The sequence below is a fragment of the Flavobacterium sp. KACC 22758 genome (genome assembly GCF_028736135.1).
GTDB classification, from domain to species: Bacteria; Bacteroidota; Bacteroidia; order Flavobacteriales; family Flavobacteriaceae; genus Flavobacterium; species Flavobacterium johnsoniae.
In genome coordinates this window covers 1,521,317-1,537,145 of sequence record NZ_CP117878.1, presented here as the reverse complement: position 1 = coordinate 1,537,145, position 15,829 = coordinate 1,521,317, and the positions used below count along the sequence as shown (strand labels likewise).

General features: G+C 33.7%; 10 protein-coding genes. 6 read left to right on the top strand and 4 right to left on the bottom strand.

All coding sequences use genetic code 11. From position 1 onward, the window contains the following. Positions 1-18: 18 nt before the first annotated feature. The 5 genes from PQ462_RS06510 (at position 19) to PQ462_RS06490 (ending at position 8,487) form a co-directional block, all read left to right on the top strand. Entirely contained in the window at positions 19-1,167 is a 1,149-nt protein-coding gene (locus PQ462_RS06510) for a PepSY-associated TM helix domain-containing protein (RefSeq protein WP_274252816.1), read from the top strand. Between the two features lie 105 nt (positions 1,168-1,272). Then, complete coding sequence (locus PQ462_RS06505; RefSeq protein WP_274252815.1) at positions 1,273-3,702, top strand: TonB-dependent receptor; 2,430 nt, start codon at positions 1,273-1,275, stop codon at positions 3,700-3,702. Between the two features lie 138 nt (positions 3,703-3,840). After that, on the top strand, positions 3,841-4,566 hold the full coding sequence (locus PQ462_RS06500) for a DUF4198 domain-containing protein (protein WP_274252814.1): 726 nt from the start codon (positions 3,841-3,843) through the stop codon (positions 4,564-4,566). Between the two features lie 237 nt (positions 4,567-4,803). Continuing rightward, positions 4,804-7,032, top strand: a complete 2,229-nt coding sequence (locus tag PQ462_RS06495) for a TonB-dependent siderophore receptor (protein WP_274252813.1) — start codon at positions 4,804-4,806, stop codon at positions 7,030-7,032. 141 nt (positions 7,033-7,173) lie between these two features. Beyond that, positions 7,174-8,487, top strand: a complete 1,314-nt coding sequence (locus PQ462_RS06490) for an APC family permease (protein WP_274252812.1) — start codon at positions 7,174-7,176, stop codon at positions 8,485-8,487. A 226-nt stretch (positions 8,488-8,713) separates the two neighbouring features. On the opposite strand, the gene PQ462_RS06485 is transcribed toward PQ462_RS06490, so the two are convergent. Further along, on the bottom strand, positions 8,714-11,347 hold the full coding sequence (locus PQ462_RS06485) for a valine--tRNA ligase (protein ID WP_274252811.1): 2,634 nt from the start codon (positions 11,345-11,347) through the stop codon (positions 8,714-8,716). 288 nt (positions 11,348-11,635) lie between these two features. On the opposite strand from PQ462_RS06485, the gene PQ462_RS06480 reads away from it, so the two are divergent. Then, positions 11,636-12,016 (top strand): DUF1573 domain-containing protein, encoded by a 381-nt coding sequence (locus PQ462_RS06480; protein WP_044048295.1) that lies wholly within the window; start codon positions 11,636-11,638, stop codon positions 12,014-12,016. Positions 12,017-12,106: 90 nt separating this feature from the next. Here PQ462_RS06480 and PQ462_RS06475 read toward each other — a convergent pair whose 3' ends face one another. From PQ462_RS06475 to PQ462_RS06465, 3 genes are all read right to left on the bottom strand, one after another. Next, positions 12,107-12,592, bottom strand: coding sequence for a hypothetical protein (locus tag PQ462_RS06475; RefSeq protein ID WP_274252809.1), 486 nt, complete (start codon positions 12,590-12,592; stop codon positions 12,107-12,109). 144 nt (positions 12,593-12,736) lie between these two features. Next, on the bottom strand, positions 12,737-14,866 hold the full coding sequence (locus PQ462_RS06470; protein ID WP_274252808.1) for an OmpA family protein: 2,130 nt from the start codon (positions 14,864-14,866) through the stop codon (positions 12,737-12,739). Positions 14,867-14,876: 10 nt separating this feature from the next. Beyond that, on the bottom strand, positions 14,877-15,803 hold the full coding sequence (locus PQ462_RS06465) for a PorP/SprF family type IX secretion system membrane protein (protein WP_149208074.1): 927 nt from the start codon (positions 15,801-15,803) through the stop codon (positions 14,877-14,879). Positions 15,804-15,829 lie beyond the last annotated feature (26 nt).

Sequence of the window (15,829 nt, the reverse complement as noted above, 5' to 3'; positions counted from 1 at the left end):
ATTTGTAAATCTTAGTAAATGACTTTTAAAAAATTAATTCTAAAAATCCATTTATGGCTGGGATTATCTTCCGGTTTGATTGTAGTTATATTGGGTATTACAGGATGCCTGTATTGTTTTGAAGAAGAATTACGTCCTCTTGTTCATGATTATTATTACGTAGATCAGGTAAAGGACAAAAAATTACCTTTAAGCCAATTAATTGAAATTGCAAAAAATGCAAATTCTGATTATCCTAAACAATCTTTTTCAGGATGCAGGACGTTTAGCGATGATAATCGTACTGTAGTTATGTGGTTTTATAAAGAATTAGACAAAGATGCGTTTTGGTACTGGAATCAATATCATAATACTTATCTCTATCTGGATCCTTTTACCGGAAATGTAAAAAAACAAGAAGATTATAATTTCGAGTTTTTTGTTTTTGTTCGCATGCTGCATCAAACATTATGTCTCAACAGCGATATTGGAGATCCAATTGTAGGAACGGCAACTATTGTATTTATTATTTCGCTTATTACCGGTCTTATACTTTGGCGGCCTAAAAACAAGCAGGCGGCTAAACAACGTTTTTCGTTTCAATGGAAAAACAGTACTAAATGGAAACGCAAGAACTACGATTTACATAATATTCTTGGATTCTATTCGATGCTTTTTGCTTTACTAATCGCTTTGACAGGATTAGTCTGGGCATTTCAGTCTTATGATAAAGGGGTACAATGGCTGCTTAATGGCGGAGAAACATTTGAAAACGAGAGGTTCGTTTCTGATACTACACAATACACTAAAAAAATGCCCACTGATAAGATTTACGCTTCCATTAGACAATCGCAGCCTAAAGCAAAAAGTTTTTATTTGTTTGTACCTGAAGAAAAAGATTCGCTGGCAACATTTAGCACATTTATAAGATACAATAATCGTTTTGATGATGTCTCTATTGAATTTGATCGTTACACAGCCAAACCTTTAAAAATTGAGACTTATCACGAGAAGAATAATGGTGAGAAGTTTCGGTTTATTAATTATGATTTACATGTTGGAAGTATCCTTGGATTTGCGGGAAAATTACTCGCCTTTTTTGCCAGCCTGATTTGTGCAAGTTTACCAGTTACCGGATTTTTAATCTGGTGGGGAAGAAATAACAAAAAAACGAACAAAACGAAGTAATTATAAGGGTTCACAGTATTGTTAAAAAAATTATAATTTCTACATTTGCGGTGTTTTTACCAATCTTACACATCCCCCCGTAATCCACTTAAAAAGAAAAAAATCATGAATTATTTTAACCGCAGCATGAAGCGTTTTATGTATTTAACAGCCCTGCTTTTTATTTTTACAAGCACTGTAAACGCTCAACAGACTAACGGAAAAATTAAAGGAAACATTACAACGTCTGATGGCGAACCTGCAATTGGCGTAAACATCATTCTAAAAAACTCAAAACACGGAACTGTTTCTGAAGAAGATGGTTCTTTTGAATTCAACCGAGTAAAACCAAATACTTATACTGTTCAGGTTTCATTATCAGGTTACGAAACTCTGGAACAAGAAGTTACTGTTTCTGCAAGCGAAACATCGTCATTAAAATTACAGCTGAAAGTTTCAAATAAACAGTTAAAAGAAATTATTGTTACACATTCCAGAGGCAAAGCATTTCCAAAACAAAGCAGCTTTGTATCAAAAATGCCTCTAAAAAACGTTGAAAATCCTCAGGTTTACAATATTGTTTCATCAGAATTAATGAAAGAACAGGTAATTACAAATTATGATGATGCTTTAAAAAATGTTCCGGGAATTCAAAAATTATGGCAGTCTACAGGGCGTGGCGGTGATGGAGGTTCATTTTATTCATTGCGTGGTTTTGAAGTTCAGGCCAATGTTGTAAACGGACTGCCTGGATTAACAAGAGGTAGTTTAGATCCGGCAAATATCGAACGTATCGAAGTCATCAAAGGACCATCCGGAACTTTATTTGGAAGCAGTTTAGTAAGCTACGGCGGTCTTATTAATACTGTAACAAAAAAACCATACAGCGGTTTTGGCGGTGAAGTTTCATATATAGCAGGAAGCTTTGGCTTAAACAGAGTTACTGCAGATATTAATACACCGCTTGACGATAATGATAATGCGGCTTTTAGAATTAATGCGGCTTACCAGACAGAAAACAGTTTTCAGGACGCTGGGTATAGAACTTCAATTTTTGTTGCTCCTTCCCTTTCTTATAAAGTAAATGAGAAATTGTCTTTCTTGATTAATACCGAATTTATGGCTGAAGAAAAAGCAGCATCACCTATATTGTTTTTAGGCCAGTACTCAAAACTTCAGTATGCTGATTTAAATGATTTAAATTACAATACAAAATTATCTTTTTACAGCAACGATTTACCAATGAAAAATCCGAGATTCAATCTGCAGGCTCAGATGAATTATAAGATTTCTGACCAATGGACTTCGCAGACTATTCTTTCAAGAACTTCAACTAAATCAAAAGGATATTACTCTTACATGTCTGACAATGAAAACGGAAATAGAGATTTTGCTTTCTGGATCACAAAAGAAAATTCTCAAACTGCAACAACTGATATCCAGCAGAATTTTATTGGAGATTTCAAAATTGGAAAAATGAGAAATCGTCTTGTGGCTGGTTTAGATTATTTTGAAAGAAATTTAATGTTTGGAGGTTCAGGTTACGCACACCTTTATAACGTTACACCTCAGGGTGAAGTTAGACAGCTGGATCCGGCAAATCCTTACAATTTAAGCCAGACATCAGTAGATAAATTATTAGCTTCTGCACCGGGACCGGATTATAATTCTAAAGATGCAGCTTACAGCGCTTATGTTTCCGATGTTTTAAACATTACGCCTGCTTTGTTAGTAATGGCGAGTTTAAGAGTAGATTATTTTGATAATGAAGGAAATATCAAAAAAGATACCGATAATTATAATCAAACAGCACTTTCTCCAAAATTTGGAGTAGTTTATCAGCCAATTCAGGATCAATTATCTGTTTTTGCAAATTACATGAATGGCTTTAGAAATATTGCACCAGGATTGGTTTATGACGGAAGCGGAAATGTAATTGGGACAAAAACTTTTGAACCGGAACATGCTGATCAATTAGAAGCTGGTATTAAAGCTGATTTATTTTCAGATAAAGTAACTGCTGCCGCTAGTTATTATGTTATTAATGTTGCTAATTTAGTTACCAGCAACCCAATGTATAGTTCACAAGGCGGTGAAGCAAGAAGTCAGGGATTTGAATTTGATTTGAATGCTGCAGTATCAAAAAATTTCAGCATTATTGCCGGATACAGCTACAATCAAAGTAAAATTACCAAAGGAGACATAAACAACGTTTGGTTAGATGAAGGAAAAAGACCTTTCTGGGCAGGGCCAAAAAACCTGGTAAATCTTTGGGCTACTTATAAATTTGATGAAGGTGCATTAGAAAACTTCGGACTTGGATTTGGTGGAAATTATGCCAGTGATAATGCTGTTTTAGACAGTGATGTTACAGGAAAATTTGTTCTTCCTGCTTACACTGTTATCAACGGATCTGTTTTCTATAACTCAAATAAATTCCGCGTAAGCTTAAATGTAAATAACATTACCAATAAAGATTACTTTAACGGAGGATGGTCTACAGTAAATCCGCAGAAACCAAGAAATGTTGCTGCTAGTTTTACTTATAAATTCTAAATAAGCTTAAAAATTTTAAAAGCCCCAAACCATATAATTATATGGTTTGGGGCTTTTTTTGTTGTTTTATTTTTAATTATTCTAAATAAGGCGTATGTTTGTGAAAAATATCATTTTAATAATTTTAAACCTGATCTTATGAAATCAAAAACTTTTAAATTAATAACATTTGCTTTTTTAATGTTTTTTGCTGCACCTCAGCTTTTTGCACACGCACTTTGGATCGAAACTAAAGCAACAGGAACAAAAGGAAAAGCTCAGGAAATTTCTATTTACTTTGGCGAATTCTCAGATAATGATATTACAAAAGCAGATAAATGGTTCTCAGATTTAAAAGATTTCTCTTTGGTAGTAATTTCTCCTTCAAAAAAAGAAACAAAACTTACTTCTAAAGCTTTAGATAATAAATACCAGGCTTTCTTTACACCAACTGAAGAAGGTGTTTACACAATTGTAATGCAGCACACGGTTAAAGATGTTTACGGAACAATGAAATTAGATTACAACTCAAGTGCAACAGTTGTTGTTGGAAACAAAGCAGCTGGAAATAATATTACAGCAAACACTAATAAAATTGCTGTTTTCTCAGAAAATGCAGATACAGCAAAAAAAGATGCTAAAGTAACTGGAGTTGCTTCTTATGACGGAGCTATTGCTAAAGAAGCAAAAATCAAAGTTATCGCTCCAAATGGCTGGGAAAAAGAATTATGGACAAACGATAAAGGAGAATTTTCTTTTACTCCAATCTGGTCTGGAAACTACATGGTAGAATATGCTCACACTGATAAATCTGCTGGTGAACATAACGGAAAAAAATATGATGAAATCTGGAAAATGGCTACTTACCAAATTGTGGTAAAGTAATCTTGTAAAATATATACTTAGATTTTCAATTAAAAAACCTTGCTTTCCGGCAAGGTTTTTTTTTGCTTAAAATCCAACATTAATACAAAATTAAAATAGAATTAGAAAATTCTTAAGCAAATCTTAAGAAAAGACTAAGTAAGGTTTAAGAAAGAAAAACACTTCTTAATTTCCTGTTAAAGAAGATGTGTATTTATATTTGCAATCGATAATTTTTATTGAATCTAAATAAATACCATGAAATATAATTTACTATTTGCCTTAGGATTATTAAGTTTCGTCTCTTACGGTCAGAGTTATTCAAATAATGAATCTGGAGCTTCAGTTACAGATACTGTAAAAGGCAAAAAAGGAGAAATATTAAACGAAGTAATTGTTACTAAAAACAAAGAGCCAAAACCGGTAACAGCAGTTCGCTCCGGATTAAAACCAATGGATAATCCGCAAGCTATACAAGTTATTGGTTCTGAAGTTATCGAACAGCAACAGGCAATCAGATTAAGTGAAGTTCTTAAAAATGCCAACGGTGTTTATGTTGGTTCTGCGCGAGGCGGTGCTCAGGAATCTTTCTTTTCAAGAGGTTACGATTTATCTGCCAACAATATGTTTAAAAACGGATTCCGTTACAACGCAGGATCAATTCCTGATGTTTCCGGCTTAGACAAAGTAGAATTTCTTAAAGGAGGATCGGCTTTATTGTTTGGAAATGTTGCTCCGGGAGGAATCGTTAACCTGGTAACCAAAACTCCTCAATTTAAAAGCGGCGGCGAGATATCAATGCAGATAGGAAGTTTTGCGTATTACAAACCTGCTTTTGATTTTTATGGCGGTTTAAGTAAATCAATCGCTTTTAGAATTAATGGTTCTTACGAAAACTCAGAAAGCTTTAGAGATGTTGTAAAAAACGAACGTTTATACATCAATCCATCGCTGCTTTTTGTAATTAATCCTAAAACACAAATTACGCTGCAGGGAGATTATTTATCAGCAGACTGGACTCCTGATTTCGGAACAGGAATTATTGGAACAAAAATTCTAGATTTACCTCGTAATACTTTTTACGGATCACTTTGGTCGAATGGTACTACTAAATCTTCCAGCGCTTCTGTATTATTAAATCATGATTTTAATAAAAACTGGAAACTTAATTTCAACAGCTCTTTCCAAAATTATGATAGAGCTTCAAAATCTACAGCACAATTATCATCTGTTAAAGATAATGGAGAATGGACAAGACCATTGGTTCAAAACAAAAACCTGGAACAAATATTAGGAGATCAGATAAGTCTTCAGGGGAATTTTAACACTGGATCTGTAAAGCATCAGATATTTACAGGTGCCGACTGGGAAAACTCATTCGCAACAGCATATACTTTTGCATTTGACCCTGCAAATTATGACACTATTAATCTTTTCAATTTTGATCCGTCAACACAGAGAAATGATATTCCAAGCGCGAGAGCAACTCAAATTGCAAAAACAGAAACGAATCGTTTTGGGGTTTATTTTCAAGATTTGATTTCTATTACAGACAAACTAAAAGTATTGGCAGGTGTAAGATGGTCATGGCAGGAAGCTGAAGTTACGACTTACAAAGAAGTTTATGCCAATAAAGTGCAAACCGTTAAACCTGAAAATGCAGTTCCAACAGTTGGTGCTAAAAAATTAGACAACGCATTTTCTCCAAAATTTGGATTAATTTATCAGCCAAGAAAAGATATTTCTATCTTTGGAAGTTATTCTACTTCATTTACTCCAAACACGGGAACTACAGCTGATTTAAAACCAATTGAGCCATCTATTATTGATCAGTATGAAGCTGGTATTAAAACTGATTTCTTAGAAGGAATGCTAAGCACCAATGTTACAGTTTATCAAATCGTAAACAGCAATCTGGCGCAAACAGCCGAATTTAAAGCTGACGGAAGTTTAAACTCAGATACGAACATAAAAGTTTTAAGCGGTGAAACTAAAAGTAAAGGTATTGAAGTAGACGTTACTGCAAGACCAATTGAAGGACTTAGCATTATTGCTGGTTACAGTTACAATGATATGCGATATACTAAAACATCTGGTTTAAACGGAAGTTTTATAGAAGGTGATCGTCTTGTTAGAACTCCAGCCAATACCGCAAATTTAAGTTTCTATTACCTAGTTCCTGAAGGTTTCTTTAAAGGAGTTTCTGTAGGAGCGATTGGAAACTACATTGGTGACCGTTTTGGAGGCTGGAATGACCAATACAGCACAGATCTTGTCAAATATCCTGATGGTATCTACCACAGAGAAATCCCTATTGATGGTTACACAACTATTGATGTTTCAGCTGGATATACATGGAGAAAATTCTCTATTCTTTGCAAACTATCAAACATTACAAACGAGTTAAATTATACTGTTCACGAAAACTACAGTGTAAACCCAATTGCTCCTCGTCAAGTTATGACAAGCCTGCGATACAAGTTCTAAAATATTGAATTAGAGTTTTGATTTTATCCCAAGATTTTCAGTTTCACTAGAAAATCTTGGGATTTTTATTTTAAGCCCAATTATAATTCAATTAACACTATTTTTGCCTGAAAATATCATCCTAAAAAACAATCCAAAAAAATGTCAGATTCTCCAAAAAATCAATTACAAAAAAGTTTAGGCTTTAGTTTTAATATTGCTGTTTTAATTGGAGGAACAATTGGTGTCGGCATTTTACGTACGCCCGGAACTATTGCCGAAATGCTCAATAATTACTGGCTGATTCTTGCTTCCTGGCTATTTGGAGGTTTATACGTTTTATTGGGAGCAAATTCGTATTCAGAATTAGCAACCATGCTGCCAAAAGCTGGCGGATCTTATAATTATATTAAAAGAGCTTTGGGCGATTATGCCGGATTTCTTTCAGGATGGTACGATTATATTGTAAATGCCATCCCTCCTGCTTTTTACTGTATTGTAATCAGCGAATACACCATTATTTTATTTCCGCAATTAGCACATTATTCTACCGTATTATCTATTTCTTTATTGGTTGCATTTGTATTATTGCATTTAAGCGGTGTAAAAAACGGAAGCGTAATTCAGCAGATTACCAGTTTCTTAAAAGTAATTTGCTTTGCAGCTTTGGTTACGGCTTGTTTTATGTATTCTGGAGTTGAAGTTCCGCCAATAAAAACAGATAATTCAATTTTTCAAATCGGACTTATTTTCGGATTCTTCAAATCTTTACAGCTTATTATTGGGACTTACAACGGCTGGAACGGCGTTTGTTTTTTTGCTGAAGAAAATGAAAATCCGAGCAAAAATATTCCGAAATCTTTATACAGCGGCGTTCTGCTTGTTGTAGCCATTTATATCTTGGTAAATGCAGCATTTTTTCACGTTCTCCCAATCGAAACTATAGCAAAATCGAATCTGGCTGCTGCCGATGTTGCTAAAATTCTTTTTGGTGACAGCGGAGCTAAAATCGTTACCATAATTTCTATTTTCTCCTTAATTAGTATTTTGAATGCTTTTATGATGATTCCGCCAAGAATTTTGTACGGATTAAGTCGTGACGGGTTTTTTATCGAAAAAGGAACTCAAGTCAATAAAGGCGGAACACCAATTGTTGCGCTTTTGGTTTCATCATTTTTCAGTTTGTTTTTAATCTGCATTGGTTCTTTTGAAGTCTTATTTTCTTTTGCAGCTTTCATCTCGATAATCGTTTGGGGACTGGCCTATTATTCACTTTTAAAACTAAGAACTACAGAACCGGATCTACCAAGACCCTATCGCTCATTTTGGTATCCTTGGACAACTATAATAGCGATTATATTTTCTATCGCATTACTTGCTGGATTCATTTACAGCGACCCTAAAAGCTTTATTATTATTGTTGGAATTGCAATTGTTTCTTATCCTTTGTTTTTGGTTTTGAGGAAGAAAAGATAAAACGTATTATTTGTAATTCTGAAAAAACATCCCAATATTGTTATTTCGAGGAACGAGAAATCTCCACGAGAAGCTCGACAAAGATTGTATTTTCGTTGCGTCCCGAAGCTTCGGGATTGCGAAGATTTCTCGTTCCTCGAAATGACAATATTAACTTAAAACAAAAAACCCGACAGGTTTTAAAACCTGTCGGGTTTATTTCTATAATGTAATAGAAATTAAATTCTTATTTCAAACCAGCCAAACTCTGCTCGATTGTAGCAATTTTTGCCAGAGCGTCAGCTTGTTTTTGTTTCTCTATGTTAAGGACTTTCTCTGGAGCTCCGTTTACGAATTTCTCGTTTGAAAGTTTTGCTTCAACAGATTTCAAGAATCCTTTTGTATAATTCAATTCTTCTGTCAGTTTTGCAATTTCAGCTTCAACGTCGATGTTTCCTGTAATCGGGATGAAATATTCATTTGATTTTACACGGAAAGACAATGCCCCGTCTACTTTTTCAGAAACATATTCGAAAGCCGAAACGTTTCCTAATTTCGTTATGATTGAATCAAAATAAATCGAAACATTTTCGCTATTGATTCCTTTCAATTCGATTGCATCTTTAAACGGAATGTTTTTGTCTTTACGGATCGTTCTAATTCCAGAAATTACTTCAATTGAGTTTTCAAAATCAGCAATTAATTTTGCGTCAAACGGTTTTACTTCTGGCCATGTTGAAACAATTAAAGCTTCTTCTGGAGTTCTTTCAGCAATTAACTGCCAGATTTCCTCTGTCAAGAATGGCATAAACGGATGCAATAACTTCAAGTTGTTTTCTAACATTTCGATCGCTTTCGCGAAAGTTACGCTGTCAATTGGCTGTTGGTATGCAGGTTTGATCATCTCTAAGAACCAAGAACAGAAATCATCCCAAACCAATTTGTAAATTGCCATTAATGAATCTGAAATTCTGTATTTCTCGAAATTATCTTCAATATCAACTAAAGTCTGCTGCAATTTAGCTTCATACCATTCGATTGCCACTTTTGATGATTCTGGCTGTGCGATAGTTTCTGAAACTTCCCATCCTTTAATCAATTTAAAAGCATTCCAGATTTTGTTTGAAAACGCTTTTCCTTGACTGCACAATTCTTCATCAAACATGATATCGTTTCCGGCAGAAGCGCTTAAAAGCAATCCTACACGAACTCCATCGGCGCTGAATTTATCGATCAAATCTAAAGGATCAGGAGAATTTCCTAATGATTTAGACATTTTACGACGTTGTTTATCACGAACCAAACCAGTCAAATATACATTTGTAAATGGTTTTTCTCCCGCATATTCATAACCTGCAATAATCATTCTCGCAACCCAGAAAAATAAAATATCCGGACCTGTTACTAAGTCATTTGTTGGATAGTAATATTTAAAATCTGCACTTTCTGGATCCATAATTCCACCGAAAACTGACATTGGCCATAACCAAGATGAAAACCATGTATCCAATGCATCAACATCTTGTTTTAAGTTGTCAGTTGTTAGTTGTTGGTTGTTGGTTTTAGCTTGTGCTAATTTTAATGCGTCTTCGATATTTTCTGCAACTACGAAATCTTCTTTTCCGTCTCCGTAATAGTATGCCGGAATTTGTTGTCCCCACCATAACTGACGAGAAATATTCCAATCGCGAATGTTGTTTAACCAATGCGCATAAGTGTTTTCGAAACGTTTTGGATGTAATTTAATATCTCCTGTTTCTAAAACCGATTTAATTGCTGGTTTAACTAATTCTTCCATTTTCAAGAACCATTGGTCTGATAATCTTGGTTCGATTACCGCTTTTGTTCTTTCAGAAGTGCCCACTTTATTTAAGTGTGTTTCTGTTTTTGCTAAAGCTCCAATTTCTTCTAGTTCTTTTGCAATTTCTGTACGAACTACAAAACGGTCTTTTCCTTGATAATGTAATCCGAAGCTGTTTAAAGTCGCATCTTCATTAAAAATATCAACGATTTCTAGGTTGTGTTTTTCTCCTAACGTTTTATCGTTCATATCGTGAGCAGGCGTTACTTTCAAACATCCTGTTCCGAATTCAACATCAACATATTCGTCTTCGATAATTGGAATTACTCTTCCGCAAATAGGAACGATTGCTTTTTTACCTTTTAAATGTGTAAAACGCTCATCGTTTGGATTGATACAGATGGCAGTGTCCCCGAAGATAGTCTCAGGACGTGTTGTAGCAATCGTCAAGAAATCTTCTGAACCTTCAATTTTATATTTTAAGAAAAATAATTTTCCTTGTTGTTCTTCATAAATTACCTCTTCGTCAGAAAGCGTAGTTTTTGCTTCCGGGTCCCAGTTTACCATACGGTATCCTCTGTAGATTAATCCCTTGTTGTATAAATCAACAAAAGATTTAATTACAGATGCAGACATGTCTGGATCCATAGTAAATTTGGTACGTTCCCAATCGCAAGAAGCACCTAGTTTCTTAAGTTGTTCTAAGATTGTTCCACCGTATTTATCTGTCCATTCCCAAGCATGTTTTAGGAATTCTTCGCGGGTCAAATCGTTTTTATTGATTCCTTCTGCTTTTAATTTTGCTACCACTTTTGCTTCAGTAGCAATAGAAGCGTGATCTGTTCCCGGTACCCAACAAGCGTTGAATCCTTTTAGACGCGCTCTACGTATTAAAACATCCTGAATCGTATTATTCAACATATGTCCCATGTGAAGGACTCCAGTGACGTTTGGCGGCGGAATTACAATGGTGTACGGTGTTCTATGATCTGGTTCTGAATGAAAATAGTTGTTTTTCATCCAGTAATCATACCATTTACTCTCAATCGTCTTAGCGTCAAATTGTGCTGGAATTGTCATTTACTAGGGTTGTTTAATCGTTAATTTTGTTTAACCGTTATCGGTTTTGATCATCGAATTTCAAATTGATTTGTTTTCTTGTTTCTGTTTAAAAAAATCATTTATAAATCAATCTCAACGATTAAACAAATAAACGATTAAACAGTTAAACAAAAAAACTGGTTCAATTTTTGTATTTATAACTGACAGCAAAAGTAAATAATTAAGTAGACTATAAAAAACGAATTAATAATTTGTGTGTTAATTAAAACAATGTATATTTACTTACAACTTAAAAACAATTTCAAAATGAAAAATGTTGCCTCTTTTATTGCTGTCGTATTGTTTAGCGCAATAGGTTATGCACAAAATGGCCCAAAGATTGAATTTGCAGCCCCGGACAATACGATTGATTATGGAAAAATTTCAAAGACTGATAATGGAGTACGCTCCTTTGAATTTACAAACACCGGCGATGCACCGCTTTTAATTGTTGGTGCTGAATCGACATTAAGCTCAATCGTTGTTACTAAACCTGCCGCAGCTATTATGCCGGGTAAAAAAGGAAAAATTGATGTAAAATACAATATGGCAAGCGGTCCAATTCGTAAAACAATTACGGTTGAAACCAATGCTGTCAATTATCCTGACGGGCGTGTAGCTCTAAAAATTAAAGGTGAAGTTTTATAAAAAAATAAAATCTAAAAATAGTAAAAGCCGTTTCTGAATTAGAAATGGCTTTTTTTTATTATTATAAGTTAAACCCGGCAGGTTTATATCTTATTTTTTGTCGGCACATTCTGCAGTATCAAATTTATATTTTACACGATCAAAATCAATAGGTTTATCTTTTACTAAATAAGTAACTCCCATTGTAGTCTGCATTGTGCCGTTTCCTAAAATAAGCTGTTTATCTCGTTTTAAAAATGCCATTGGGTTTTTAAATGTTTTGTCTTTATTTACATTATCCTTAAAGGTGTAATCTATAAATAAAGTATCACCATGAAATTCTCCTGCAACTTCACCAGTTCTAACTGTAGAAGGAGCAACTTTCATAATCATATTACCGCTTAGTTTTCCGTTTTTTAAAGTATTCAGTTTTAAGGCAATTGTATCTTTTTCGTATACAGCCTGATAACACTCACTGCTTACAACTGTTTCTGCTTCTGCTTTAGCTGCAGCTTCTTCTTTTTGTTTTTCGTCATTTTTACAGCTTTGAAATCCAATGCAGATTACTAGCAGACATGGTAAAACTAGATTTTTCATATTTGAACAATTTTTATTTCATGGTTATTCTATAAAATTAATAAAAAAGAACTCAAGAAAAAGATTTTTAAAAAATATTGATTACAAAATTAAACCCGACAGGTTTTTGAAACCTGTCGGGTTTATAATAGTATTTAAAAAGATCTATAAACTCTTAATTACAAATTCTGATCTTCGGTTTAATTCATGTTCTTCTTCAGAGCAGGCATCATCGGTTTTACATTTTATAATAGGAACTGATTCTCCGTAACCTTTTGCAGAAACTCTCTTGGCTTCAATTCCAGACTGAATTATAAATTCTCTGGTTGAATTAGCTCTTTTTTGAGATAAATCGGCATTGAATTTTTCATTCCCTCGTGAATCTGTGTGCGAGCCAATTTCGATTACCATTCCCGGATATTTTTTCATCAGCTCAACTACTCTGCCTAAAACTACTTTCGATTCTTTACGAATGTACCACAAATTATAGTCAAAATAAATAGGATCTGTTTTGATAATTAAACGGTCTTTATCTCTTATAACATCTTTTTCTTTCTCTAAAATTTCTTTTACTTTTTCATTCTTCCTAACCTCAGCAGCAGCGATTTCTGCTTCTTTGGCTTTTTTCTCTTTCTTTTTTAATTCTATAGCAGCAAGTTCTGTTTTCTTCTTATTTTCTTCTTCAATAATAATTTCCTGCTGTCTTTTCTTTTCGGCTTTTTCTTTTTCTTCTAATTTGATGACTTCTAAAGATTTTAATGCTAAAGAAGCATCATTGATCTTATCTCTTGTTTTATCTAAAGTTAAAGTTACAGACTCGTTTGTGTATTTTTCTTTAAAAGCCGAAACTTTATAAGATGTCTCACAAGCTGCTGTAAAACTAAATTTTCCATCGGCAGAAGTTGTAATAGTATTTAAGGTTTTATTTTCAGAATCCTGTAAAATTACGGTTGCACTTTCTAATGCCAGTTTAGTATCAATATCTGTAATAACCCCGGCAATAAACTGCTTACAATCTTCTACAATTAGATCTTTGATTTCTTTAAATTGGTAAATATCGTCGTTCCCTTTTCCTCCTTCTCTATTGGATGCAAAATATCCTTCTTTGGTTTCTGAATTAATATTGAAAGCAAAATCATCTAAGTTTGAATTTAAAGGCAAACCAATATTCACCGGCTTAGAATATTCATTTCCGTTTATATCAGAAACAAAGACGTCTAAAGATCCGTAACCTAAATGTCCGTCTGAAGAAAAGTATAGTTTATTATCTGCAGATGCAAAAGGAAATTGTTCTCTTTTATCTGTATTTACTAACGGCCCGAGATTTTTTGGAGTATCAAATGCACCTTTATTAATATTTACCGAATAAATATCAAATGAACCATAAGTTCCCGGCATATCTGAAGCAAAATACAACACTTTTTCATCGGCACTTAAAGCTGGATGTTCTACAGAATAATTTGGGCTGTTAAAAGGTAATGATGAAATATTAGTCCATTTTCCTTCTACCAATTCGGCTTTAAAAATCTGGAGGTTTGAAATCTTTTTATCATCTCTTTTTTTCGTTCCTTTTTTAGAATTGTTTCTGGTAAAGTACATTGTTTTACCGTCTTTTGTAAAAACAGCATTTGATTCGTGCATTCCTGTTTTTAATTCTTTGGCAAAATAATGCACAATAGAATCTGCAGCATTGATGTTTTTGAGAGGGATTGTAACCAAATTTAAATACGTCGCATTATCCCATTTAAATTTTTTATCGAAAATTCCGGGTTTCAATTTAACGCCCGCAAAAACCAAATTACCATTATATTCGACCGCTCCAAACTCTGAATTTGGTGTATTTATTGGCAGGTTTTTGATCTCGAATCGTTTACCAATTGCGGTTACATTTTCTAAAGTTTTAATGTCTTTTTCGAAATTGATAACATCTTCTGTATTTGAAGATTTTGCATAATATTCTTTTAAAACTTCATTTGCATCATCAAAACTATTGGTTGCTTTTAAAGTTTGAGCATATCTAAAATAGTATTCTCTATCTAAATTGTTATTGTAGTTTTTTACTAAAAGTCGGTAATAACGCTGGGCTTTTACCAAATCATTGGTATAAAAATACGAATCGGCTAAGTTTTTAATTACTTCCTGCGAAGGTCTGTCATCAGCCAGTTTTTGATACAAAACGATTGCTTCGCTGTAATAAGTTCTGTCAAAAAATTTCTTTGCTCTTATCAATTCCTGATCCTGAGCATTTATAAACTGTATTGAAAATACGAATATAATAACGAGTAGTTTTTTCATATTTTTCATTTTAAAAGAATCTTGGAGATTTATCAAACCCTTTTCCTAATAAATCAAGATCAAAGAGGAGCATAATTTCGTGAGTTCCTGAATTGAACTGACCAAAATTAGTAAGCGTATAATCGTAAGCATACCCTACTCTAAGCGAAGGAGTTACATTAATATTAAACAAAGCACTTACAGAATCATCTATTCTATAAGCGGCTCCAAATTCAAATTTTTCATTATACAAAACATTCGCCGTAACGTCTAAAGTAATTGGCGCGCCTTTTACGAATTTTGACATAAATGCAGGTTTAATTTTCCACATATTATTAACCTGAAAAACATATCCTGCGGTTAAAAATGTATGTATTTCTTCGGCTCCAAAAGCATTAATTCCTGATTTTTCTTCAATGTATTTTGATTTCAATAAATTAGGAGCAGACAATCCTACGTAAAGATTGTCTCTAAAATAATAAGCTCCAACTCCAATGTTTGGCTTTGTTGCGTTTATATTTTCAGAAAAAGCAAAATCTGTCTGCGGATCTGTAAAACGAAATCCGTTAAAATTACTTTGTATAGACGAAAAACCTGCTTTTAATCCAAGAGAGAGTTTGTTCTTCCCTCCCAGATTTAAAACGTATGCAAAATCGGCATAAATGTTATTTTCTTTTTTAGCGCCGTCACCTATATCATCTGAAATAAAAGATAAACCTGCTTCTATTTTATCTGTAATGGCAGTATGTCCAAAAAAAGTGAACGTTTTAGGAGCACCAACAGCGCCCACCCACTGAGTTCTGTACAAGGCTCCAAAATTCATCATAGCCGGAACTCCTGTTGCGTATGCCGGGTTTACAACGCTCATATTATACATATAATGTGTATACTCGGGATCTTGCTGCGCAGAAACTGATACGTAAAAGAGAAAATTTATAAGGAGTAGTATTTTTTTCATTTGAAAATTATATTAAATAATATAAA